Origin of the sequence: Elizabethkingia argenteiflava (assembly GCF_009904105.1) — a bacterium.
Lineage (GTDB): Bacteria > Bacteroidota > Bacteroidia > Flavobacteriales > Weeksellaceae > Elizabethkingia > Elizabethkingia argenteiflava.
This window is the reverse complement of record NZ_JAAABJ010000518.1, coordinates 26968-50567: the sequence shown is the minus strand read 5'-3', so window position 1 is coordinate 50567 and position 23600 is coordinate 26968. Positions and strand designations below refer to the sequence as shown.

Annotated in this window: 21 protein-coding genes; 11 read left to right on the top strand and 10 right to left on the bottom strand. The window is 36.8% G+C overall.

Annotated features, from left to right (window positions below; all coding sequences use genetic code 11):
* Positions 1-61 precede the first annotated feature (61 nt).
* The 3 genes from GNY06_RS07795 to GNY06_RS07785 all read right to left on the bottom strand — a co-directional run bounded on the left by GNY06_RS07795 (position 62) and on the right by GNY06_RS07785 (position 2752).
* Entirely contained in the window at positions 62-1303 is a 1242-nt protein-coding gene (locus GNY06_RS07795; RefSeq protein WP_166519552.1) for a 3-deoxy-D-manno-octulosonic acid transferase, read from the bottom strand.
* 64 nt (positions 1304-1367) lie between these two features.
* Complete coding sequence (locus tag GNY06_RS07790) at positions 1368-2105, bottom strand: C40 family peptidase (protein ID WP_166519551.1); 738 nt, start codon at positions 2103-2105, stop codon at positions 1368-1370.
* Positions 2105-2752: an O-methyltransferase gene (locus tag GNY06_RS07785; protein ID WP_166519550.1), complete on the bottom strand. Its 648-nt coding sequence runs from the start codon at positions 2750-2752 to the stop codon at positions 2105-2107. Before GNY06_RS07785 ends, GNY06_RS07790 begins: the two co-directional genes overlap by 1 nt.
* Positions 2753-2892: 140 nt before the next feature.
* Between GNY06_RS07785 and tilS the strand changes: the two genes are divergently transcribed.
* From tilS to GNY06_RS07770, 3 genes are all read left to right on the top strand, one after another.
* Positions 2893-4188: a tRNA lysidine(34) synthetase TilS gene (tilS, locus tag GNY06_RS07780; protein ID WP_166519549.1), complete on the top strand. Its 1296-nt coding sequence runs from the start codon at positions 2893-2895 to the stop codon at positions 4186-4188.
* The gene (locus GNY06_RS07775) at positions 4185-6227 is read left to right on the top strand and encodes a protein-disulfide reductase DsbD family protein (protein WP_166519548.1); all 2043 of its coding nucleotides are present in this window, start codon (positions 4185-4187) and stop codon (positions 6225-6227) included. The genes tilS and GNY06_RS07775 overlap by 4 nt, the downstream gene beginning before the upstream one ends.
* 67 nt (positions 6228-6294) lie before the next feature.
* Positions 6295-7053, top strand: coding sequence for an alpha/beta fold hydrolase (locus GNY06_RS07770; protein ID WP_166519547.1), 759 nt, complete (start codon positions 6295-6297; stop codon positions 7051-7053).
* A gap of 57 nt (positions 7054-7110) precedes the next feature.
* Here GNY06_RS07770 and GNY06_RS07765 read toward each other — a convergent pair whose 3' ends face one another.
* Together GNY06_RS07765 and GNY06_RS07760 are read right to left on the bottom strand one after the other, a co-directional pair.
* Positions 7111-10206, bottom strand: coding sequence for a TonB-dependent receptor (locus GNY06_RS07765; RefSeq protein WP_166519546.1), 3096 nt, complete (start codon positions 10204-10206; stop codon positions 7111-7113).
* Between the two features lie 115 nt (positions 10207-10321).
* The gene (locus tag GNY06_RS07760) at positions 10322-11326 is read right to left on the bottom strand and encodes a DHH family phosphoesterase (RefSeq protein WP_166519545.1); all 1005 of its coding nucleotides are present in this window, start codon (positions 11324-11326) and stop codon (positions 10322-10324) included.
* Between the two features lie 536 nt (positions 11327-11862).
* Between GNY06_RS07760 and rpmH the strand changes: the two genes are divergently transcribed.
* Positions 11863-12018, top strand: coding sequence for a 50S ribosomal protein L34 (gene rpmH, locus GNY06_RS07755; RefSeq protein WP_166519544.1), 156 nt, complete (start codon positions 11863-11865; stop codon positions 12016-12018).
* 205 nt (positions 12019-12223) lie between these two features.
* On the top strand, positions 12224-12934 hold the full coding sequence (locus GNY06_RS07750) for a cell division ATP-binding protein FtsE (protein WP_166519543.1): 711 nt from the start codon (positions 12224-12226) through the stop codon (positions 12932-12934).
* Positions 12935-12985: 51 nt separating this feature from the next.
* Here the strand turns inward: GNY06_RS07750 and GNY06_RS07745 are convergent, their stop codons facing one another.
* The 3 genes from GNY06_RS07745 to GNY06_RS07735 are packed head-to-tail and all read right to left on the bottom strand — an operon-like array spanning position 12986 to position 15714.
* Positions 12986-13675, bottom strand: coding sequence for a tRNA1(Val) (adenine(37)-N6)-methyltransferase (locus tag GNY06_RS07745; protein ID WP_166519542.1), 690 nt, complete (start codon positions 13673-13675; stop codon positions 12986-12988).
* Positions 13675-15129: a sensor histidine kinase gene (locus tag GNY06_RS07740; RefSeq protein ID WP_166519541.1), complete on the bottom strand. Its 1455-nt coding sequence runs from the start codon at positions 15127-15129 to the stop codon at positions 13675-13677. The genes GNY06_RS07745 and GNY06_RS07740 overlap by 1 nt, the downstream gene beginning before the upstream one ends.
* A gap of 3 nt (positions 15130-15132) precedes the next feature.
* On the bottom strand, positions 15133-15714 hold the full coding sequence (locus GNY06_RS07735; RefSeq protein ID WP_166519540.1) for a riboflavin synthase: 582 nt from the start codon (positions 15712-15714) through the stop codon (positions 15133-15135).
* A 43-nt stretch (positions 15715-15757) separates the two neighbouring features.
* Here GNY06_RS07735 and pdxA point away from each other — a divergent pair, with 43 nt between their 5' ends.
* The 6 genes from pdxA to rocD all read left to right on the top strand — a co-directional run bounded on the left by pdxA (position 15758) and on the right by rocD (position 21047).
* Entirely contained in the window at positions 15758-16846 is a 1089-nt protein-coding gene (gene pdxA, locus GNY06_RS07730; RefSeq protein WP_166519539.1) for a 4-hydroxythreonine-4-phosphate dehydrogenase PdxA, read from the top strand.
* Positions 16847-16894: 48 nt separating this feature from the next.
* The gene (locus GNY06_RS07725) at positions 16895-17425 is read left to right on the top strand and encodes a YceD family protein (RefSeq protein WP_166519538.1); all 531 of its coding nucleotides are present in this window, start codon (positions 16895-16897) and stop codon (positions 17423-17425) included.
* Between the two features lie 30 nt (positions 17426-17455).
* On the top strand, positions 17456-17659 hold the full coding sequence (rpmF, locus tag GNY06_RS07720) for a 50S ribosomal protein L32 (RefSeq protein ID WP_166519537.1): 204 nt from the start codon (positions 17456-17458) through the stop codon (positions 17657-17659).
* Between the two features lie 103 nt (positions 17660-17762).
* On the top strand, positions 17763-18245 hold the full coding sequence (gene accB / locus GNY06_RS07715; protein WP_166519536.1) for an acetyl-CoA carboxylase biotin carboxyl carrier protein: 483 nt from the start codon (positions 17763-17765) through the stop codon (positions 18243-18245).
* A gap of 91 nt (positions 18246-18336) precedes the next feature.
* Positions 18337-19695 (top strand): acetyl-CoA carboxylase biotin carboxylase subunit, encoded by a 1359-nt coding sequence (gene accC / locus GNY06_RS07710; RefSeq protein WP_166519535.1) that lies wholly within the window; start codon positions 18337-18339, stop codon positions 19693-19695.
* Positions 19696-19811: 116 nt separating this feature from the next.
* The gene (rocD, locus tag GNY06_RS07705) at positions 19812-21047 is read left to right on the top strand and encodes an ornithine--oxo-acid transaminase (protein ID WP_166519534.1); all 1236 of its coding nucleotides are present in this window, start codon (positions 19812-19814) and stop codon (positions 21045-21047) included.
* Position 21048: 1 nt separating this feature from the next.
* On the opposite strand, the gene GNY06_RS07700 is transcribed toward rocD, so the two are convergent.
* Together GNY06_RS07700 and GNY06_RS07695 are read right to left on the bottom strand one after the other, a co-directional pair.
* On the bottom strand, positions 21049-22128 hold the full coding sequence (locus GNY06_RS07700; RefSeq protein WP_166519533.1) for a glycosyltransferase family 4 protein: 1080 nt from the start codon (positions 22126-22128) through the stop codon (positions 21049-21051).
* A gap of 2 nt (positions 22129-22130) precedes the next feature.
* The gene (locus tag GNY06_RS07695; RefSeq protein WP_166519532.1) at positions 22131-23246 is read right to left on the bottom strand and encodes a glycosyltransferase; all 1116 of its coding nucleotides are present in this window, start codon (positions 23244-23246) and stop codon (positions 22131-22133) included.
* Between the last annotated feature and the right edge of the window lie 354 nt (positions 23247-23600).

Genomic DNA, 23600 nt, shown 5'->3' with positions numbered 1-23600 from the left:
AGAGCCCAAAAACATAAAGTGAAAAACGGATGAGCTTTCTTTTGCCAAGATTGAAAGCCCTTTAATCTAAAAGCTGCATTTCTCTTAAAATGGCCACCGTAGCTTTAGGCTGCTCTTCTATAAATACTTTAGCTTGAAGTGCCATTTTTTTCCTAAGCCCCCCATCCTCTAATAAACGCTGAATAAAAAGAGCCGCTTGCTCTGCATCGGCAAAACTCTTAGCAGCTGCTGCCCGGATTAAAGCATCTGCCTCCGGATTCTTACGATAATGATTTCCAAATACTACAGGAATAGCAAAGCCCGCAGCTTCTAAGATATTATGTAAGCCTGCACTGTGAAAACCTCCACCTACAACCGCAATATCAGCGTAATAATATAATCGCGAGAGCATTCCTATATTATCTATAATCAGAATTGGATAATCCTGTACCGACGTCCAATACTCTTCTAATTGACTATACCTCAGAGCTTTGTCTTGAAAATGTTTTTGAATATGGGGTGCACGCTTGATATCGTGAGGAGCTAAAATCACTTTAACCGATGTGCAAGCAGTGAGCAGTTTTTCGACCAAGGTCTCTTCAGTCTCCCAGGAACTTCCAACGACGACCACTGGCTTGCCACAAACAAAGTCCTGAATCCAAGGGATTTTTGAAAAGTTCTGGACATTGCTCTTCACCCTCTCAAAACGGGTGTCTCCTGTGTACAATGAATTATACAAACCTATAGACTGGGCCTTTTTTAAAGAATCTGTTGTCTGATGAAAAAATAAATCTATGTTTTTCTTGAGCTGGTTTACGAAAAATTTGCCCTTCGCACTAAAGAATATTTGCCTTTGGTAAAATAAAGCAGAAACTACATATACAGGGATTTTTTTCCTCTTCAAAGTCTCTAATAATCGATACCAAAAATCGTATTTAACTGTAAAAAACACAACAGGCTGAAACGAATTTACAAAATCCCGGATAGCCCCCTTCTGATCAAAAGGCAAATAGCATATAACATCTGCAATATGCTTTCTCTTCACCACATGCTCATAGCCCGAAGGTGAAAAGAAAGTAATTAATATTTTACAGTCCGGACGTTGTATTTTTAATTTTTCCAAAACAGGCAGCCCCTGCTCATATTCGCCAAGACTGGCCGCATGCATCCAGATTACTTTATCTTTTGTAGAAAAATTTTGTTGTACTCTGGATAAAGCCTCCTTTCTACCCTCTACTCCCTTTCTCATTTTTTCATTAAAGTGAGAAAGAATCTTCATGAGGAAAACCATCAAGAAGATAAATACATCGTATAAAAAAAACATTATAAGTGGTACCTTTTAATCTGTAATCGCTCAGGCTTTTGAGAAAGCCTCTTCCTAACACTTCCTAGCACTCGTCTAAAATATTGCGAATAAACCTTAGCTTATGGGTATGTTTATTCTGTTCTTGATTAAAAATGCCCAAAGAATCTAAACTGTCGATACGGACCTTTCCGTGGGCATGGATAATATCACTATTTTCCAGCATAAAACCCACATGAATAATGCGCCCTTCTGGATTTTCGAAAAAAGCCAAATCACCAGGCTGAGATTCCTCTACAAAACTTAGCGGAATACCTCTTTCCGCTTGTTGATAAGCATCTCTAGGCATCTTAATACCGTGTATCTTTAATACCAATTGTACCAAACCAGAACAATCGATTCCAAAAAAACTCTTACCTCCCCACCGATAAGGTACATTAAGGAACTCTTGAGCCGTTTCCACAATACTTTGACGCAGATTAATCCCTCTTTTTGGAGATCTTTTTGCATATATTGTATAAAAAGAAACCTCTGAACCTATGGATAACAATATTTTTCCGCTATCCTGAACATAAGACTGGAAAGGTTCTGCAATCAGATAGGTTTTTCTTTTAGCAAGAAAATCATCTTCTATTAAAGTAACCTGCTTGACATCCATCCAGCCCTCATAGCCATCGTAATGCATTTTTATTTTCACCCAATTCCGCTGAAACTCTAAAATATCAGCGCTTTCCCCATATAATATTTCGGTAATAATTTCAGAAGTGTCGGTTGTATCTGCTCTTACTGGAGCCACAGAAACGTTACAAATTCCCTTATTCATTATTTTTTTCTAATTAAATGCACACCATCGCGCAAAGGTAAAATTACATTTTCGAAATCGGGGTCTTCTGTAACCACTTTATTAACAAGTTTTATTTGCTGAGTCGATTTATCTTTTGGATTTTCTTCTATGACCTTTCCATACCACAACACATTATCTATTAATATCACGCCTCCTTTTCGGAGTTTAGGCTTTATTAACCGGATATAGTCTACATAACTTTCTTTATCTGCATCTAAAAATACCAGATCAAAAATCTCATTGATCTTTTGGATTTCTTCACGCGCATCTCCTAAGATAAATTTAATCTGATTTGCATATTCGCTTTGCTCAAAATATTTCTTAGGCAGATAGGATAAATCTTCATTTTTATCCAAAGTATAAATAGTACCTCCTTCTGCCAACCCCTCCGCCAAACTTAAGGTAGCATAGCCTGTAAAAGTACCTATCTCAAGAATATTCTTAGGTTTTAACAAATGAGAAAAAATACTGAGAAATCTGCCCTGCAAATATCCTGATATCATATGAGGCTGGGTAGTTTTTTGAAAGGTCTCCCTTCTCAAGCTTTTTAAAATATCGGGTTCAGCAGAAGCGTTATCCTCCATATATCTTTCTATTTCTGGGAATTTTTCTTCAAATATTGCCATTTTATATTATTATTTAAACACCATTATACTAGATTTCGTTTTTTTATAAACACTCTATCCATAGCTGTGTATAAGAAAAAACGTTTTCCAAATTTCAGATTATTTTTTCAACTATCAAAATCCTAACTTTGTGATCTGTTATGATAGAGCTTACATCTTTTAAAAAACATCTACAACACTTGTGCAATCGCTTGGAAAAGCATAAATTCTTATTAGCTGTCAGTGGAGGAGCCGATAGCATGGTACTCTCATATTTGTTTCTGGAAGCCCATATACCTTTTGAGATCGCCCATGTTAACTACCATTTAAGAGGAGAAGATTCCAATCTCGATCAATGGCTTGTAGAAGATTTCTGCAGGCAACACAGCATTGAATTTCACCTCTATAAGGTATCTGATAGAGACAACAAACCTAAAAATTCTATTGAGCTTTGGGCCCGTAAGATTCGTTATAGATTTTTCTTCGAAATATTAGAAAAACAGAAGCTTGATTATATTGTAACGGCTCACCACTTGAATGATCAGTTGGAAACTTTCTTGATCAATCTCTCTAAAGCCTCAGGAATTAATGGTTTAAGCGGGATTCCAGAAAATAGCAATCAAATCCTCCGCCCCCTACTCCACAACACCAAATACGAAATTTATGACTTTGCCCGACAAAAAAAGCTCTGTTTTAGAGAAGACCATACTAATCAAAGCAAAGATTATCTACGCAATCAAATCAGACACGATATTACCCCGGAACTAGAAAAAATCAACCCTTCTTTTTGGAGCAATTTTGACAGAAGTCTTTCTCACCTGAAACAAGCGAAAGCTTTCATAGAAGAACAACTAGATCGAATTATAAAAGAAATCACTCTGACCCAAACTCCTAACGAAATCGTATTAGACAAAGAAAAATTAGCAGATCAGCCTGAATTTGTACGTTATGAAATTTTAAAGAAATATGAATTTACAAACCCTAAAGAGCAACAAAAGATTTTTTCCGCCCATTCAGGTAGCCAGTTTAAAAATACCAAGTGGCATTTATTTATCTATCGAAATGAACTGACCATAACTACAGCTGAGAAAATAACCTCGGAAATCACTTCCGAAATTATACTCAACCTAAATGAACAAATCTCTTTTCCTCAACCCCTCTTGCTGTGTGAGCAAAAGCCTACCCATCAAAAATATTGGGAACTCGATCCTGAAAAAATAGCTTTCCCTCTTAAGTTGAGAAAGGCAAAAGTCGGAGATTTTTTTTACCCCCAAGGCATGACGGGTAAAAAATCTATCTCAAAGTTCTTTAAAGACGAAAAAATGTCTATTTTAGCTAGGCGAAAAACATGGTTGTTAGCCGACTCCAAAGAGCAGGTTATTGGCATTATCAATCATCGTCAGGACAGAAGGTTTCTACCTAAAACTAATCATCCAAAAATATACTTATACTTATGAAAAAATGTCTATGGCTTTTTTTATTCTTTCTATTTGCAAACTTTAATGCTCAGGTAAAGGAAGTTGTAAAATGGGACTACCAACTCAACAAAATCAATGACACTGAATACGAAGCGGTGCTCACGGCTAAAATGGATAAAGGCTGGCACCTGTATTCAAAAGATTTACCTCCTGACAGCGGCATTCCTACCGAGATGAATATCATTTCAAAAGATATTGAAATCCTAGGGAAATTTAGGGAAATAGGCAAAAAAATCGAAGAATTTAGTGAGGCCTTCGGCGTTCAGATCGTATATTATGCTGACACTGCTAAATTTATCCAAAAATTCAAATTAAAAGATGCTAAGAAAGGCGCTAAAGTGGCTACGGAAATTACCTTTCAAACCTGTAATGATCGTGTTTGCCTCGCTCCTAATACCTTGGAGTTCGAAAAGGAAATCCCCAGCTTTATCTCCACTCCTGTGGAGGAGAAAAATATTAATTCTAAGCCGGAACCTATCATAAGCCCTGAAACCCTAGCAGCTAAAACTAATGCAGAGGACGCATCTAGTCTTAAGCCTGGCATCATTAAGATTAACAGCCTCAACTATAGAGCTCCTTTAGTAGATTGTGGCACAGAGCAAATCAAAGAAGATTCAGGAAGCGGACTGGTATTTATTTTGGGATTTCTGGGTGGTTTAATCGCTCTATTGACACCCTGCGTTTTTCCGATGATCCCTCTCACAGTCTCTTTTTTTACCAAAAGTGCTGATAATACGAATAAAGGAAAAAGAAATGCGATCATCTATGGCTTCTTTATCCTCATTATTTTCGTTGCATTGAGTATTCCATTTTATATTATTGATGGTATTAGCGGGAATATTTTCAATGATATATCCACCAATATATGGTTGAATCTATTTTTCTTCGCTATATTTTTATTTTTTGCCTTCAGTTTTTTCGGCTATTTCGAAATTAGAGTTCCGCACTGGATCGTGAACAAATCTTCAAAATCAGAAGAAGCCGGTGGACTTATCGGTATTTTTTTCATGGCCCTTACGTTGGTCATTGTTTCCTTTTCATGTACCGGCCCTATCCTGGGGAGTTTATTGGGAGGTGTAGCCTCCAGCGCACGAAATATACCGGTTTTACTCACGTTTGCCTTAGCGGGTTTTGGATTGGCCTGGGCAATCGTTTTCGGTTTATTGGCCTTATTCCCTCAGACGCTAAAAGCCCTGCCGAAATCGGGTGGCTGGATGAATACGATAAAAGTAGTCTTAGGTTTTATAGAAGTAGCTTTAGCTTTAAAATTTCTGTCTAAAGCAGATCTGGTTTCGAAAACATTTTTATTAAAGAGAGAAATTTTTATAGCGCTTTGGATTGTAATCAGTATTTGTTTGGCAGCCTATCTGTTTGGAAAAATAAGATTTCCTCACGATGATAAAAAACCAAAAATATCAATAACCCGCAAAGTATTGGGAGGATTAAGTATAGGTTTTATTCTTTACTTAATTCCAGGGCTTTTCCCTTCAGAGAAACCCCGACTCTACACCTTGAGCGGTATTCTCCCTCCGATGAATATAAGCTTATACAAAAGTGATAAAGACGGAATTTTAGGCTTAAAACCTGAACACAGCTATTTTAAAGCTATTGAAATAGCCCAAAAAGAAAACAAACCGGTATTAATAGACTTTACGGGTTATGGTTGTGAAAACTGTCGAAAAATGGAAGAATTTGTATGGAGCGAACCTGATATTCTTCCACTTCTTCAGGAGGAAGTCGTCTTGGCATCCGTATATGTAGACGATAAAGAAGTACTCCCTGCCAACGAACAAACTACTATCGATATGGGAAACGGCCAAAAAAAGAAAATAAAAACCATTGGAGATAAATGGTCGATGTTCCAACAGGTGAATTTTAATAACAATTCCCAACCTCATTATGTACTGGTCTCCCCAGATCAAAAGGTGATCAACACTCCTGTATCAGGATATATGCCCAAGGAAGAATTTAAAAAATTCTTGGAATGTGGTCTTCACTATTACAAAAATAAGAAGTAAACAAAAAGCAACCTTAGGTTGCTTTTTGTTTACTTTATTAAAATCATATTTTCGTAAAAAAATTACAATGCTTCATTATGAAATTTCCGGTAGCGGAAAAACTGTTTTAGTATTACTCCATGGTTTCATGGAAAGCACCGAAGTTTGGTATGACATGCTCCCCGAATTGGAAAAAAATTTCACAGTTCTCCGTATTGATCTGCCAGGACACGGAAAATCACCTTCAAATGACAAAACTATCAGCATGGAATCCATGGCTACAGCCGTTCGAAACACCTTGGAAAAGCTAAAAATATATTCGTTTCATCTATTGGGACATTCTATGGGGGGCTATGTTTCACTTAGCTATGCTGAACGCTATCCCGGTACTCTAAAATCTCTCACATTGTTCTTTTCTTCGCCCTTACCTGACTCTGAGGATAAAAAAAATATCCGCCATAAATCTCTTCAGATTATTAAGGAAGATTTTAAAAAATATATTGCCCTAGGCATCCCCAATCTTTTTAACCCAAATGAAAAAGAAAAACTTGATTCTAAAATTGAATTAGCTAAAGAAATCGCACTTAAAACTCCGATAAAAGGGGCTTTAGCCTCGGTAAAAGGAATGCTAGAACGGACCGACAAAAGAGAAGTTTTGGAAAATATACACTTAAAAGTTTTAATTATTTCGGGACGTTTGGACCTTGCCGTCAACACTTTTGAAATGATAAAAAGCTTGCCAGAAAACCCCAATATAAAAATCTATACCTTAGATTGTGGACATAATGGACACTGGGAAAAGCCTACTATATGCACAGAAATTATTAAGACCGAGCTAATATCCTAAATTTAAGAGGGTGTACTTCTCCAAAATCAATATCTAAAATTTTTCAAAACATTGTCTTTAAAAGGAATATCTCATCCCCAACTGTATCTGATAAGGGTCTCCAGATAAAGGGGGCAGACCTGCAGTATTTAAAGTATAAGTAAAATATCGCCCTGTAGGATCAAATCCTTTAATTTTATATAAGTTTAGATTTTCATAAGATCTGTTCACCCCCCAGTTTTTATTTAAAAGATTAGCAAAGTTGAAGATATCCAGGGACAATTCTAGCGCATCTTTTTGGTCTAATTTTAGCTTTTTGGCAATCCTGATATCCCATACTCCATAAAATCCATTTTTCCCCCCATTGCGATGTGCGATTCGTCCATTGTAATGTCTAATATAATCCTTCAAAGCTTTTCCTACCTGAGCATCGCCTAACAGAGGAGCTGTTAGATTAGGATATATATAGGCTAAATCATTACCATCTACGAAATCACCATTGATATTTCCTCCAGCCATCAAGGAAAATCGGGTACCTCCCATACCAGCATATCTTATTCCAAGGGTAAACCCGTGAAAAGTTGGAGCGTTTCCATATAATACCAATTTATGTCGAAATTGATTATCAGAATAACGCATACGCAAATCACGGGGGTCGCTGCTGACAGGAGTATACAAGGTAGCCGTGTTGGCCACATTACCACTATAGGAAGTATTATCTTTAATATCGGACCATGTATAACTGGCATTCAGCTCACCATCTTTAGCATATTTATAACTGGCATCTAAGACGATGGAATACTGATTAACTTTACCATCGCTCACGAGTTCCAATACCCTACCAAAGTTTTTATTAATGCGACCATCCTTCCAATTACTGGTAGCATTCTCTATATTAATTTTATCCACAGGTACAAAAACACCACGATCCCCCTCACTGGAGATTGTAAAATAGGGCTTAGACTGCATATTGCGATCGTAATAGAAATAATTATTTCTCCCCCAAGCCGCATAGGCAGCCAGTCCTGCTCTCAACTTTGGGGTAAAAAAATGAGTATAAGCGATGTGAGATTTATAGATAACGGGTATTTTAGCATTCTGACCCGTATAGTTAATCGTAGGCAACTGGTATTGTGGTAAGGTGGGGGTAGTAACGTAGTTTTTTCTATAACTTTCAAAATCGGTTACCAAACCTAGCGCCTGCGGATCTATATCCACCGTAGCAGATCGTTTTCCGTCGAAATAAAGATTATTAATCAGCATATAATTATTAATATCAGAAGAGAATATACCTCCTCCAAACTTAAAAAGATCCTTATGCCTTTGCTGAACATCCCAATCCAACTGAAATCTAGGTTGAATGACAAACGATTTAATTTTATAATCGGTTCGGATTTCCATTTGCTGGTACAAATTTTTATTAAGTGGTGCTTTAGGGTAAGCTCCATAATCGAATCTAAGTCCAGCTGTAAGCTGAAGTCCGGTCCCTATAGTAGTTATCAACTGTCCATACCCACCTAAATTCCAGATATCAGAATTTACGGAAGTATCTTCTAATAAAGGAACTTCTCGATAAAATCTATAGGGACGCATATTTTCAAAATCCGTAAGACTAGAAAAGTGATATCTCCCGTTCACTTCACTACCATATACTGACTGAGCCCTTGTGTACATCACCTCTATTCCATAAGTATATTTAATTTTATCCGTATTGTAATAAAGATTGTCGACTAACTGTAACACATTGTTTTTAAATGATTCCTGCCCGAAGCGATGTCCTCCCAATTGAATATTTGTGCTGAGATCAATAGCTCCTACTTTAGAGGTCAGGTTATCTATGATCATGCGAGGAACAGCGTGCTTCAATTGATCATTTTGAAAGGTATTTTGAAAAGTGTACAAGTGCTGAAATTTAAATTCGTTGGTTAAACTCTCTTTCAGATTGGATCTTAATGTGAGCAACAAACTGTTATCCCAATTTTTATCGCTAGCATACGATTCATAAAAATTAATGCGGCTATTATCTTCCAAAGCATTTTTATTAAGATCATAGGTGAAGTTATTTCGAATCGTTAACAAATTATTAGTATTCATCTGCCAGTCCAAACGCAAAAATGCAGCATCAGAATTTCTGATCTTACCAAATGAACCGAATTGTGGGGTAGCCCCTACCCCATATTTATCGCGGCCTATTTGCAATACTTTATTTAAAGTCTCTTTTGTAACATTCAGACGAAGCTCATCTTCTTGAGTTTGAATATCTGCAACCATCAGTGGCCTATTGTCCAATTGGTGGTCCCATGTTAAAAAAAAATGCAATTTATTCCTAATAATAGGCCCTCCTAAAGAGAACCCGAATTGATAAGTAGAAAAGTCGTTTGTTCTTCTATTTCCCTTAATATCGAAACCACTGGATAGCCAGCCTGCTCGCTGATATTCAAAGACACTTCCGCTAAAGGTATTGGTTCCGGATTTGGTAACAGCACTAACCGTACCGCCGCCGCTTCTGCCTAAGGTTACATCATACTGATTAGTAGTAATTTTGAATTCGCGAACCGACTCTATAGAAATTGAATAAGGTGCCCCGCTTCTACTGGTAGTAGAACCTGCTGAAGTAGGGTTCTTTGCTGTCATTCCATCAATGGTAAAGTTTGTTGAGGATTCTAGCTGACCTGATAAACTTCCGTTCTTTCCGCTCAAGGGGGAAAGCTCTGTAAGACTGGTAAAGCTCCGCCCGTTAACGGGCAGAACACTTATATTTCTGGCTGTAATAGCAGTGGAGGCCCCAAGGTTAGCTCTTGTGTTTTTATAATTGCCTTTGACCACAACCTCCTGAATATTTTTTTCATAAACATCCGCCAGCTTTAAATTCACACTGAGTTGGTCTCCAAAATTCACGTAGTAACCCTCTTTTTTCTGACGCCCATCCACAATAATAGTGTAAGGTCCCCCTAACGGAATTTCTCTAAAAACATATTCTCCCTGAACATTGGTGAGAGTTTCTGAGGTAAAGCCTGTGGATTCATTGATAATCTTTACCTTGAGTCGTGATTGTGGGAGATCGCTACGATCCACTACCCTGCCTAATATAGAAGCTTGAGTCGTTTGTGCTAGCATATACCCTCCAAAAAAACTTAACAGTATACATAATAAGGCCGCTTGAATAGATTTCATAGATACTTTTATGTTAGTGACAAAGGTATCTTTTGTTTTTTTCGAGAATAATAAGCTGCCTTTAAAAGACTGTTAATTTATTGAGCTTATATTTTAATTTATCTTTAATAAAAGCTTAGCATATTTCGGAACTTACAATGGATTTAAATCGCTCTAATGTATCTTCCATGGATAATTCCGATCTTCCTCCAGCAGCATTAATATGCCCCCCTCCATTAAAATAGTTTCTGGAAAACTGATTGACATCCAGATCATCTTTGGATCGAAAAGATATTTTAATAAAGTCTTCCTGTAAATCTTCCATAAAAAAAGCAGACATTTTAACCCCCTGTATGCTCAAGCCATAGTTGACAAAACCTTCGGTAGCTCCCTTTTCAAACCCGAATTGTTTCATTTCTGCACGCTTAAGCCATAATATTGCCACTTGCCCCTCTTTTACCAGCTCTACCCGACTTAAAATTAAAGACAGTAGATGTAAACGACTGATGCTATTGGTATCCCAAGTATCGGAAGCGATCTGTGCAGGATCTGCACCTTTTTCGATAAGGTTAGCAATGATATGATGGGTTATTCCGCTGGTTGATCGAAAGCGGAATCCTCCGGTATCTGTCATAATACCCGTATAAAGACATTCCGCACTATCTTTTGAGATTTTATCCTGCCACTCTAAAGCTTCTAAAAAATGATATATCATCTGACAGGTAGCAGGAACTGAGGTGTCTGAGTAAACATAATCAAACGCATCGGGCATTTGATGGTGATCAATAAGAATCTTTACCGCTGAAGATCTGGCAATCCATTCACCAATAAATCCTATTCTAGAAAGGGTATTAAAATCGAGACAGAAAATAACATCTGCGTTATGCAATACCTCTGCTACTTTTTTACGCCTAAACTCTGCTACCAATATTTGTCTCGCTTCGGGCATCCACTTGAGGAATTTCGGAAAATCATTGGGGACAATAACCGTGGCTTCCACTCCCTGCATTTTTAAGGCATGCTTCAATCCCAAACTAGATCCTACGGCATCTCCATCGGGGTTATAATGGGTGACAATAACAATTTCTTTTTCAGGAATTAGCAGATTTTTTATCGTAGAGAGTTCTAGAGGTGTAAACATACTTTAAAATTAAATTCTTGCAAAGATATTAACTAAATAAAACAATTAAGTAAGATCTACTGATACAATGATTAAAATTTATAAATTTTGACTAGATTAATACACAACTGAAGAGATGTCCCAGAATACAGAATATATAAACTTGAAAAACAAGCTATATTAACACCCAATCGCTTTTCGCTTTTTTTGAGCTAGAGAGTGAAATAATTCTCCTATCCTTTTTGTGGTGTATTTCTCCTCTAACTAATAATTTATTCTGTACAATAAAGCTGCTATAAATAATTTATAGCGTTTTAATCTTACTCGTTCTGCTCCCATTCAATAAAGGATTTAGAACGCTGTTGATTCTCCAACCGGTCAGAGCAATGTAACTCTGATCCCCATATAATTAAGGTATCGCTTGTTTTAAGCCAGCTATAAGAACACCGCAGCAGCTTCCAAAAAAATAAAAAATATTTTTGTAATTAATAAAATTTATATACATTTGCACTCTGAAAATAAATATAGAATATTACTAATTCGAAATATATCCGGTAATGAAAAGAACATTCCAACCATCAGAAAGAAAAAAGAGAAACAAACATGGTTTCAGAGAAAGAATGTCAACGCCAAACGGAAGAAGAGTTTTGGCTGCAAGAAGAGCAAAAGGCAGAAAGAGATTAACTGTTAGCGTAACAAGAGCTAAAAGATAATTTTCGTATTATTATAGACTTTAAATGCTTGAAATAAATATTTATTTCAAGCATTTTTATTATATATACGCTATAAATAAAAGGATAATAGCTGGACTTCTTATTCAATTTTTGACACAAAACCACCTGGACTAAAAAACTTTTTTGTATTTTTAACCTTCGAAAATAGGCGCAAAGTGCCTATTTTAATATTAAAAGTATAGTTATGCCACATAGACACGGACTTGGTGACGACGTCATCGTTCTTAAGAATGCAAAAATAATTCAGAAAAACTTTACAGTTCTCTCCGATGTTAACATCAACATTAAAACAGGAAAATTTTGCTATCTTATTGGAAAAACAGGATCTGGTAAGAGTTCTTTATTAAAAGTTCTCTATGGAGATCTCCCTCTAAAGCAAGGGATCGGAAAAGTGGTAGGCTTCGATTTGTCCAAACTAGGAGCTTCAGACATCCCTCCTCTAAGAAGAAAGTTAGGAATTGTATTCCAAGATTTTCAACTCCTTACGGACAGGACGGTAGAAAAGAATTTAATTTTTGTATTAAGAGCTACCGGCTGGAAAGATAAAAATCTTATCAACAGCCGCATTGATGAGGTATTGGATAGTGTTAGCATGAAAACTAAGAAACACAAAATGCCACATGAGCTGTCTGGAGGAGAGCAACAAAGGGTAGCCATTGCCAGAGCCCTCTTAAACCATCCAAAGCTTATCCTCGCAGATGAACCGACAGGAAACCTAGACCCTGAAACCTCTAACGAAATTATGCTCTTGCTCAACAGCATCTCTAAAGAGCGCAATTGTGCAGTACTGATGGCTACACATGATTACCACATGATCCAAAATTACCCCGCAGAAGCGATTCGCTGCGAAGACGGAAAAGTTTTCACTATGAATACTACAGAGCTATTTGAATAATCAACTATTAATAAAGAAGTATCCCTCACTATTTTAACGAGGGGTATTTCTTTAAAACATAGGATGAAAATTCCTTGTTAAAGCCTTATATTCGTCTGTATAGATTCTGGGACTTTTTTCTAAAGTCAGTTGTTCTAGCACCAAGGGACTTGAAGCTTTAGAAAACTCTAAAATATTTCTTTTTAGCTCTCCACCAGCTATTCCATAAATATCTACTTTCCTAATAAGGTTTAACTGCTTTTGCTGAGCAACCTCCGTAAAGCGTGCCGTATTATCACTAGGAATAATAAAAGATAATATCCCCTCATCTGAAATTAACTCTGTACTTTTTGATATCAACTGCTGAAAAGATAACAAAACCTGATGCCGGGCGATCAGGTCTTTTGCACTCTCAGCTTCAAAGTACGGAGGATTACTGACGATCAGATCATATTTTAACGAAGGAGTATAAAGCTTATAATCAGCTCCTATAGCCTCCATTCTTGTGGAAAAAGGAGAGTTCTTAAAATTCAACCGGGTCAGTTCAAACGCTTTAGGATTGATATCCAAGGCGGTAAGTCTCGCAAAAGGATATCTCTGGGCCAACATAAGAGCAATAAGACCTGTTCCGCTCCCCACCTCTAATATATGCCGAGCCCTTTGCCCATCGGACAGTGCTCCTAACACAACTCCATCGGTTCCTACTCGAAAGACCTCTTTATCCTGACGAATTTCGAACTTCTTAAATATAAATGACTTCATTAAAGCCCCACTGGTAAAATAATGGTAAAATAGGTACCTTTCCCCAATTGGGATTTAACAGAGATACTACCTTGATATTCTTCTACCATCTTACGTACCATAGTTAAACCCAGCCCCATACCACTGCTCTTAGTCGTAAAGTTAGGTTCAAAGATCTGCTCCAGTTTTTCTTTTTCAATTCCACTACCATTATCCTCAACCTTAATCGTTACCTTTTTATTGAATTGCTCCAGGTCTATATTAATAATAGGACGTCTCCCGTATACTTCTGCTTGCTGAGCATTGGTAATAAGATTGGTCATAATTCTACTAATATAGATCTTATCAAATTTCAACATAATATTATCTTTATTCGCATGTATAAAGATATCTTTTTTATCAAAAATATTGACAATATTCTTGATTTCCTCATTTAAATTAAGCACTACATCTTCTTTTTCAGGCAACTGAGCAAATTCAGAAAAAGCACTCGCTACTTCTGCAATAAGATCAATCTGTTCTACCATCACTTTACTCATTTTATCCACTTTATCTACAATTTGTGGATCTTGTGCATCAAATTTTCTTTGGAAATTCTGAATGGTTAATTTCATAGGGGTAAGTGGATTCTTAACCTCATGAGCCACCTGCTTCGCCATTTCTCTCCAAGCTATTTCCCGCTCTACTTGAGCTTTAAGCTCGGTTTGCTCACGCAATTGATAAATCATCCTGTTGTAGGCCCGTACGAGTACACTCAATTCATCCCTGCTCGAATATTTAATCGGCTTTAAATCCCTTCCCTCATCACTGATTTTAGAGGATATACTGGTAATGGTTTGAGTAATTTTTTTAGAAATTCTCCAACTGATAAAGACACTCAATAGCACGGCGAGAACATTCACCAAAACAATAAAATGAATATACTTGTTAAATATATCGATATATTGGTTGTTATAGTAATAAGAAGGCAGGTATACAATAGACAAAGGCGGAACCTTAGGATCTGGTTCATCCCTCAGCATCCTATAAGAAGAGGAAACAACGGCACCTTTTTCACTATCAAAAAAAGTATAATCCACCATTCCATTGTCACTATCGTAGAGTTTGTCCAATACTTTTGCAGGGACTAGCTTTTGCTTAATCAAATCCTCACTTAGATTAGATACTAAAAAGCGTCCTTTACTATCGTATAAAACAACGTCTAACTTATTAATATCAGAAATCTCCATCAATTTATTTCGCATTTTTTTCGCGATATTCTGCCGGTCAATATCGTCATGCGAAATAGCATATTCTAAAGAGGCCATTAAAGCAAGGCTTTTACTCTGTAGCGATCTTTCATTTTGGACCTGTGCAACACGATTTATCACGAGATACGAAATAAGAGTGGTCCCTGCAATACATACTAAAGACACTAAAAGTATTCCTAAAAAAACCCTAAGCTGAAGACTTAACTCCCTCTGACCTATTGCCATGTTTTACTTATTTATGAATCGAGAAACATACTTTCCTATAATATCGAATTCTAAATTAACAAAGTCTCCCTTATTCAATCGATGCAGGTTGGTATGTTCCCAAGTATAAGGAATAATCGCCACAGAGAATTGGCCTTTTAGACTCTTTACCACTGTCAAGCTGATCCCATTTACAGTTATAGAGCCTTTGTGTACGGTAGTAAAATCTTTTTCGGCATAGCTAAAAGTCAAAATATAACTTCCATCTTGGTTTTCTATACCCTCTAATACAGCCGTCTGGTCCACATGCCCCTGTACAATATGCCCATCCAGACGCCCATTGATTCTCATACATCGTTCTAAATTAATCAAATCTCCTGCCTCTATATGCTGGAGTGCGGTTACCTCAAGAGTTTCCTTTATAGCCGTTACCACATAGCTGTCTTCTTCTATCTCAACCACAGTCAAACAACAACCATTATGAGCTACGCTCTGATCTACCTTAAGCTCGGCAGTAAAAGGACAGCTAATCCTTAGATGAATATTCGCATCTTCTTGAACAATATTTTCTACTTTTCCTATCGCTTCAATAATACCCGTAAACATTGATTTAAAAATATTAAATTTGTAGCTTCAAAGATAGCAAAAAATGAGTGCCAAACAGCATAAAATTCGCGTCGGGATCTCTATGGGAGATTATAACGGCATAGGGCCAGAAGTCATTATTAAAGCCTTAAGAGACAAATCTATACTGGATTTATTTACCCCTGTAATATTTGGGAGTGGCAAAATATTTTCGTACCAGAAAAACATTTTTAAAATCAATCAAAATTATCATTTAATAGAGCAAGCCTCACAGTTAAAGAATGGTGAAATCAATATGATAAATCTCTGTAAGGATAATCTCAATATTGATTTTGGAACCCCCTCCACAACATCGACATCTCTAGCCATACAATCTTTAGAATCCGCTACCGAAGCTCTCATTAAAGGAGAAATTGACATCTTGGTAACCGCTCCTATTAATAAAGATGAAATGCTAAAACAAGGGTTTAGCTATACAGGGCATACCTCTTATCTAGAGGCTAAGTTCCAACAAAAGGCCCTCATGTTTATGATCACTGAAGAACTCAAGGTAGCCGTCTCCACTCACCACATTCCTGTTACCCAAGTAGCCTCTGAAATAACGGAAGAAAACATTATTGCCCAAGTTAAAACACTTAATCATACCCTCCGTGAAGATTTTTGTATTCAAAAGCCCAAGATTGCTCTTTTAGGTCTTAATCCCCACGCAGGTGATTCGGGAAGTATTGGCAAAGAAGAAATCCAAATTATTTCCCCAGCCATTCACAAATTGTTCAATAATGGAATTCTTGCCTTTGGCCCTTTTCCTGCCGATAGCTTTTTTCAGCCTGAAAAATACAAAGCTTATGACGCTGTACTCGCTATGTACCACGACCAAGGTTTAGCTCCTTTTAAAACCATTGCCTATGAAGAGGGTGTAAACTATAGCGCTGGACTTCCCTTTATCAGAACCTCTCCAGATCATGGCACAGCTTATGATATTGCTGGAAAAAACATGGCAGATGCCAGGTCATTTAAAGAAGCTATTTTTTGGGGAATAAAAATTTTCCAAAACAGGAAAGAATATCAGGACCTACTTAAAAACAAACTACAACCCAAGAAAACTTTTTATAACAACGGGATAGATGAGGACTTACCCGAAGAAAATGAATAATTTACTTTGTAATATCAATTATTTAATTTACTTTTGCAAACCGTTTATATGGACAGAATCAGAAACTACAATATCGCATTTACAGGTTTAAAAAATGGTAAACACGATTTTATTTTTGATGTAAAACAGGAGTTCTTTAATTTATTTGAAGCTGAACAAGAGTTTGACAATGCCAAACTCAATGTAAAAGTGTTGTTAGAAAAACACAGTAGCTTTTTGGATTTTAAAATCACCGTAGAGGGGACAGTAGATTTGATTTGCGACATTAGCAATGAGATATTTAAATACCCTATTTGCAGTGAACTAAAAGTACTGGTAAAATTTGGGGAAGTATATGATGATAGCCATGAAGAGATTATTAACATTCCTGAGCATGAACACGAGTTTAATATAGCTCAACTCATATTCGAAACTACGGTGTTAGCTATCCCCATGAAAAAAATAGCTCCTACATTAACAGATAAGGACTTGGAAATCCTCAATCAATATGCTCCCAAGGAGAGCAAGGAAGTCCAACAAACGGAAGCTAAGATTGATCCGAGATGGAGCGCTCTAGATAAATTAAGAAAGAAAAATTAAAATATTAAAAAAACATAAAAATAACAGACAATGGCACATCCTAAACGAAGACAGTCTGCTACAAGAAGAGATAAAAGAAGAACTCACTACAAAGCTGTAGCTCCACAGTTAGCTAAAGATGCTACAACTGGAGAACTTCACCTTTATCACAGAGCACACTGGCATGAAGGTAAACTTTACTACAGAGGTAAAGTGGTATTAGAAAAAGAAATTGAAACTACTGAAGAAAACTAAACTTAGTTTTCCCTAGAACACGTATACGAAAACCATTTGATTTTACGAAATTGAATGGTTTTTTGTTGTTATTTCGTATATTTGCCCCCTAAAAAACTATTTTATGGATATTAAAGATATACAGAACCTCATCAGGTTTGTTTCCAAAGCTGGAGTATCTGAAGTTAAGTATAAAACAAAGGATTTTGAGATCAATATCAAGACTCCCAGTGCTGCTGCGGAGGGCGTCGCCTATATCCCTCAACCATCTGTGTTCCAACCAGCAGTGCATCAACCTGCACCTGCACCAGCAGCGGCTGCGTCCACTACACCTGTAGCTCCGCAGGCATCAGAGGACAACAGTAAATACCTTACCATTAAGTCCCCTATGATTGGGACCTTCTATAGAAAACCCTCACCGGATAAAAATGTTTTTGTAAACGTAGGCGATTCGGTAGCTGTTGGTGATACCGTTTGTGTGATTGAAGCAATGAAATTATTCAATCAAATAGAATCTGAAGTAAGCGGTAAAATTGTGAAAATCCTTGTGGATGATGCTTCTCCGGTTGAATATGATCAACCGTTATTCCTGGTAGACCCCTCTTAAATATTAGCATGAAAGCTTAAAAAAATGCAACTCTAGCATTTTCATGAAAGCTTACCTAATTTCAATCATCTAAATTTTCAAATTTTAAAAGATGTTCAAAAAAATATTAATTGCCAATAGAGGTGAGATTGCCATGCGTATCTTACGATCTGCAAAAGAGATGGGAATTAAGACTGTGGCGGTCTATAGTACAGCGGATAAAGACAGCCTACATGTGCGTTTTGCAGATGAGGCTGTATGTATTGGCCCTGCCCCTAGTAAAGACTCTTATTTAAGGATTCCTAATATTATTGCTGCTGCAGAAATCACCAATGCCGATGCAATACACCCTGGCTATGGCTTTCTTTCGGAAAATGCAAATTTCTCTAAGATCTGCCATAAAAATGGCATTAAATTCATCGGAGCCACACCTGAACAAATCGAGAAAATGGGCGATAAAGCGACAGCCAAAGCCACGATGAAGGAAGCTGGCATCCCCTGCGTACCGGGTTCGGATGGTTTAATTGATTCCTATGAAGACGCCTTGAAAATCGCCAAGGAAATAGGCTATCCGGTTATGATTAAAGCCACAGCAGGCGGTGGCGGTAAAGGGATGCGTGCCGTATGGAAAGAAGAAGATCTTAAAGAGCTCTGGGAATCTGCAATACAAGAAGCTGTTGCTGCCTTTGGAAATGGAGGCATGTATATGGAAAAACTCATTGAAGAGCCTCGCCATATTGAAATTCAAATTGCAGGTGATCAAAACGGAAAAGCATGTCACCTCTCCGAGAGAGACTGCTCTATCCAAAGAAGAAACCAAAAGCTTATTGAAGAAACCCCCTCTCCTTTTATGACGCCCGAACTTCGAGAAAAGATGGGAGATGCAGCTATTAAAGCAGCTGAATATATCGGCTATGAAGGTGTGGGGACGATCGAATTTCTAGTAGACAAACATCGGAATTTCTATTTTATGGAGATGAATACTCGAATCCAGGTAGAACACCCCATCACCGAGCAGGTCATTGATCATGACTTAATCAGAGAGCAAATTTTATTAGCAGCTGGGACTCCGATATCAGGAATTAACCACTATCCTAAACTACACTCTATAGAATGTAGAATTAATGCAGAAGATCCTTATGCTGATTTCCGACCTTCACCTGGTGTTATTAAAGGCTTAAATATTCCTGGTGGACACGGTGTAAGAATAGATACCCATGTGTATGCCGGTTATGCTATTCCACCTAACTACGACTCTATGATCGCTAAATTGATCACCACGGCTCAAACACGTGAAGAGGCCATTTCTAAGATGAAAAGAGCCTTAGACGAATTTTATATCGAGGGAGTAAAAACCACTATACCTTTCCACAGACAGCTTCTGGATAATGAAGATTTCGTGGCAGGCAATTATACTACAAAATTTATGGAAAGTTTCGTAATGGATAAGAGTTACGAAAACCACTTCTAAAAAATAAAAGAGGCTTTTTCATTTTTGAAGTAGCCTCTTTTATTTATATGCTTCTTTATTTGTAAAGGAAAAAGAGAAAACGTAATTTCGTCATATTAACTTTAAATTATTGAGATATGGCAGAAATACAAACTTCAAAATATTTTATTGATCTCGAAGAAGCACACGGTGCCCACAACTATCACCCTCTCCCAGTGGTTTTAGAGCGAGGCGAAGGGATATGGGTATGGGATGTCGAAGGCAAAAAATATTATGATTTCCTTTCTGCTTATTCTGCTGTTAACCAAGGGCATTCTCACCCTAAAATTATAAATGCTCTTATAGAACAAGCTCAAAAACTCTCTCTCACCTCCAGAGCTTTTTATAATTCAAAACTAGGCGCTTACGAACAGAAAATCACATCCCTCTTAGGCTTTGATAAAGTACTACCAATGAACTCTGGTGCCGAAGCTGTAGAAACAGCAGTAAAATTAGCAAGAAAATGGAGCTACGAGGTAAAAGGAATTCCTGAAAATAACGCTAAAATTATCGTCTGTGAAAACAACTTTCATGGACGGACTACCACTATAGTTTCTTTCTCCAACGACACAGATGCTCATGACCATTATGGACCTTTTACTCCTGGATTTATCCGAATTCCGTATAATGATGTAACCGCTTTAGAAGAAATTTTAGTTAAAGAGGCAAAAAATATTGCCGCCTTTCTAGTAGAACCTATTCAAGGAGAGGCCGGAGTTTATGTACCGGACGAGGGATTTCTGTCAAAAGCAGCAGCACTGTGCAGAGAGCATAATGTACTCTTTATAGCAGATGAAGTGCAAACTGGAATCGCCAGAACAGGGAGACTCATCGCCTGTCATCACGAAAACGTGCAGCCTGATATATTGATACTAGGAAAAGCCCTGTCCGGAGGAGTATACCCCGTTTCAGCAGTATTAGCCAATAACTCTATTATGGATGTTATTCAGCCAGGGCAACACGGCTCTACTTTCGGTGGTAATCCACTGGCTTGTGCAGTGGCTATGGCGGCCTTAGATGTGGTATTGGAAGAGAATTTATCCGAAAGAGCAGAAGAATTGGGACGATTATTCAGAAGTGAAATTCAAAAAATAATCTCCAAAACCCAGCTGATTACACACGTAAGAGGAAAAGGTTTGCTCAACGCAATTCTCATCAATTCGACCCCGCAAAGCTCTACCGCTTGGGATATTTGTTTGGCTTTAAAAGAAAACGGTTTATTGGCAAAGCCTACGCATGGGAATATTATCCGTTTGGCTCCTCCTTTGGTAATTACTGAAGAACAACTGATGGATTGTGTAAAAATTATTGAAACAACAGTTTTAGCATTCTAGTTTACCCCAATATTTTATGGTATAAATTCAGATAGTTTTTCGCCATAATCTTATAATCAAAATGTAAGGACCAGTCAATGATCTGTTGCTGCAGCTCTGGTTGGTCCTTATATTTATATAGCCCTTCCTCTAATGTCTGCGCCATATTTTGAGGATCAAAATCTTTAAAATAACAAGCGTATTCGCCTCCAATTTCCGGAAGGCTTGTTAAAGTAGAAAGAAACACGGGTTTACCTAAATACATGGCCTCAATAACAGGGATACCAAAGCCCTCTGCTAAGGAAGGGTGACATAGAGCTGCACAGTGCTGGATGAGTATATTTTTGTCTTGCTCACTTACATTTCTAAAAATATGTACTCTTTTCTCCAATTTTAATCGTTTAACTTCATTTAAGAGTTCCAATTCGTATTCAGCTTTGCTATCGGACACGATTAACACCAAATGATAGGTTGTGTAGGGAAGCATTTTAATCAGCGATAGCTGGTTTTTTTTAGGAAACAAAACTCCAATATTGAGCAGATAACCCTGGGAATCTAAATCCTCAAACCTTTCTTTTAAACTAATAGAATCGTCTTTTTTATCTGGGAAATGTAGCCCATTATAAATGGTAACCACCTCTTTTAGCTTTTCTAAAGCGAAAAGAGATTGATTTTTAATAAAATCCTGCTTTACAAAATCCGATATACATACAATATAGTCGGCATACCTGATATTATCATTTACCTTATCAATATATTTTTTTTTATTCTTAATATGCTCATGCAAAAAATTTAAATCATGAAGTGTTACGATTTTCACTCCCGATTTATGATTCCCATTAAAATAAGAAGAAAACTGATGGCTTACGTGAATAATTCCGTATCTATGGCTAAAGGGAACAAGGAACTTATGCCATGTTTTTCTGGACACTTCCTTAAAGCCAAATTGATGTTTGGAGAATTCATCTTTAGGACCAAAAAGTTCTATTTGCAGATCATCGGTATGTCCTCTCAAGCCTTTAGCCAAATTTCTAAAAACATTCGCAATTCCTGAGTTCGGATAGCGAAGGCGCTCCAAGTCGATAAGTACTTTTTTATTCATTTTCATTGACGATTTAGTAAAACTCTATCCAATATTTCTATTTCTTTATGACTCGAATGATTTTCTATGAAATATTTTTTCGCATTATATTGTATCTCTGCATACAAAGCCGGATCATCGAGTAAACTTATAATATTATTGGCAAATTCAAAACTATTTTCTGTGACAAGACATCCATTTAAAGATTTATTAATTAATCCATCTACCCCACGTTTATTGGTAACAACGGGTAAAAAATAAGATAAGGCTTCTAAAACTTTTATTTTAATACCCGTTCCACTAAGCATAGGGCATATTGCTATTTTAGCGCTTGTATAATATGCCTCCAAATGCTCCACAATCCCATGCTTCAACAAATTAGGATGGTCGGGTATAACCTTTCCTATATTACCTATAATATCTACTTTACGATCGCCTAAGTGAGGCAAAACTTCATTTATAAACCAAGTTATCCCTGCAATATTATGTTCATTATCACTGGCAACGTAAATAATATCACAACTGTACTTTTTATCTGTATAACACTCCTGAAAAGGGAAAGAAATAGGCACCCGTAGCACTTTACTATTTATAAACTGATTGAAAATATATTCTTCATCTGCCGAATAGGTCCATATTTGATCGAATTTATTTAGAATATCTATTTCATCTTGGAATAGTTTACCGACCTTCTTTATTGTATTTTTCTTTTGTGAAGTCATAAAGTCATGGGTATCTATTATACAATCAGATTTCACATTAAGCCCCTTAATCAAATATCCGAAAGAAGCATAGCTGATCATAATTTTATCATAAGCTTTTGCCCGCGCAATTTTTCGAAACTCTTTTCTTAGGATAAAACTGCTCATGTCGATATGATTTCGCTTGAAGAGATTGGGCAATTTATAAAGGAATAAATATTTAAATATCTTTTCTTTATACTTTCTCTTTAAAATATGAAGCTTGATACTGGGGTATTTTTGATAAAAGCTTTCCTGTTCACTTTTCGTCCAGCCATCATTCCAATCACCTAGAGAAACAAAATCCACTTCCAACTCGGGATTTCTATCAAAATAGCAAAGCATTTGTATCAGCCTTGTGATATTGCCAGCTTTACCCGAAATGGGATTATCCGGCATAAAGTATAATATTTTATTTTTTACCATTCTCATCCTCAACGTCTATCCTATATCATGTCATCCAGCTGTTCTCTATTATTTCAACAATGAACTTACTATAGGCCCATGCCCCATATATTTAACAATCTATGGCGTAAAGATACATTTTTCATTAAAAGCATTTCTTTTTTTCTGTTCATTCCCCTTATTTTTAACTCCATAGAAAACTATTTATTGTAAATAAAATCATTTAAAAACTAAATAATATCTATAAAAATGGGTTCTCTCCATATTCTATTTAAAAATTGCGTAAAAAACTTCTTCATTCTTAATTTGGTTAACATGAAAATAGACATAAGGACATTGCCGGGGGTT

Bases quoted from the DNA above. Each gene is read 5' to 3' on its own strand.
- GNY06_RS07790 (WP_166519551.1), bottom strand. From the start codon at position 2,105: ATGAATAAGGGAATTTGTAACGTTTCTGTGGCTCCAGTAAGAGCAGAT.
- GNY06_RS07725 (WP_166519538.1), top strand. From the start codon at position 16,895: ATGGACAGAATCAGAAACTACAATATCGCATTTACAGGTTTAAAAAAT.
- rpmH (WP_166519544.1), top strand. From the start codon at position 11,863: ATGAAAAGAACATTCCAACCATCAGAAAGAAAAAAGAGAAACAAACAT.
- GNY06_RS07775 (WP_166519548.1), top strand. From the start codon at position 4,185: ATGAAAAAATGTCTATGGCTTTTTTTATTCTTTCTATTTGCAAACTTT.
- accB (WP_166519536.1), top strand. From the start codon at position 17,763: ATGGATATTAAAGATATACAGAACCTCATCAGGTTTGTTTCCAAAGCT.
- GNY06_RS07740 (WP_166519541.1), bottom strand. From the start codon at position 15,129: ATGGCAATAGGTCAGAGGGAGTTAAGTCTTCAGCTTAGGGTTTTTTTA.
- rocD (WP_166519534.1), top strand. From the start codon at position 19,812: ATGGCAGAAATACAAACTTCAAAATATTTTATTGATCTCGAAGAAGCA.
- GNY06_RS07760 (WP_166519545.1), bottom strand. From the start codon at position 11,326: ATGTTTACACCTCTAGAACTCTCTACGATAAAAAATCTGCTAATTCCT.
- accC (WP_166519535.1), top strand. From the start codon at position 18,337: ATGTTCAAAAAAATATTAATTGCCAATAGAGGTGAGATTGCCATGCGT.
- rpmF (WP_166519537.1), top strand. From the start codon at position 17,456: ATGGCACATCCTAAACGAAGACAGTCTGCTACAAGAAGAGATAAAAGA.
- GNY06_RS07745 (WP_166519542.1), bottom strand. From the start codon at position 13,675: ATGAAGTCATTTATATTTAAGAAGTTCGAAATTCGTCAGGATAAAGAG.
- GNY06_RS07770 (WP_166519547.1), top strand. From the start codon at position 6,295: ATGCTTCATTATGAAATTTCCGGTAGCGGAAAAACTGTTTTAGTATTA.
- GNY06_RS07785 (WP_166519550.1), bottom strand. From the start codon at position 2,752: ATGGCAATATTTGAAGAAAAATTCCCAGAAATAGAAAGATATATGGAG.
- GNY06_RS07700 (WP_166519533.1), bottom strand. From the start codon at position 22,128: ATGAATAAAAAAGTACTTATCGACTTGGAGCGCCTTCGCTATCCGAAC.
- pdxA (WP_166519539.1), top strand. From the start codon at position 15,758: ATGAGTGCCAAACAGCATAAAATTCGCGTCGGGATCTCTATGGGAGAT.
- GNY06_RS07750 (WP_166519543.1), top strand. From the start codon at position 12,224: ATGCCACATAGACACGGACTTGGTGACGACGTCATCGTTCTTAAGAAT.
- GNY06_RS07765 (WP_166519546.1), bottom strand. From the start codon at position 10,206: ATGAAATCTATTCAAGCGGCCTTATTATGTATACTGTTAAGTTTTTTT.
- GNY06_RS07795 (WP_166519552.1), bottom strand. From the start codon at position 1,303: ATGTTTTTTTTATACGATGTATTTATCTTCTTGATGGTTTTCCTCATG.
- tilS (WP_166519549.1), top strand. From the start codon at position 2,893: ATGATAGAGCTTACATCTTTTAAAAAACATCTACAACACTTGTGCAAT.
- GNY06_RS07695 (WP_166519532.1), bottom strand. From the start codon at position 23,246: ATGCCGGATAATCCCATTTCGGGTAAAGCTGGCAATATCACAAGGCTG.
- GNY06_RS07735 (WP_166519540.1), bottom strand. From the start codon at position 15,714: ATGTTTACGGGTATTATTGAAGCGATAGGAAAAGTAGAAAATATTGTT.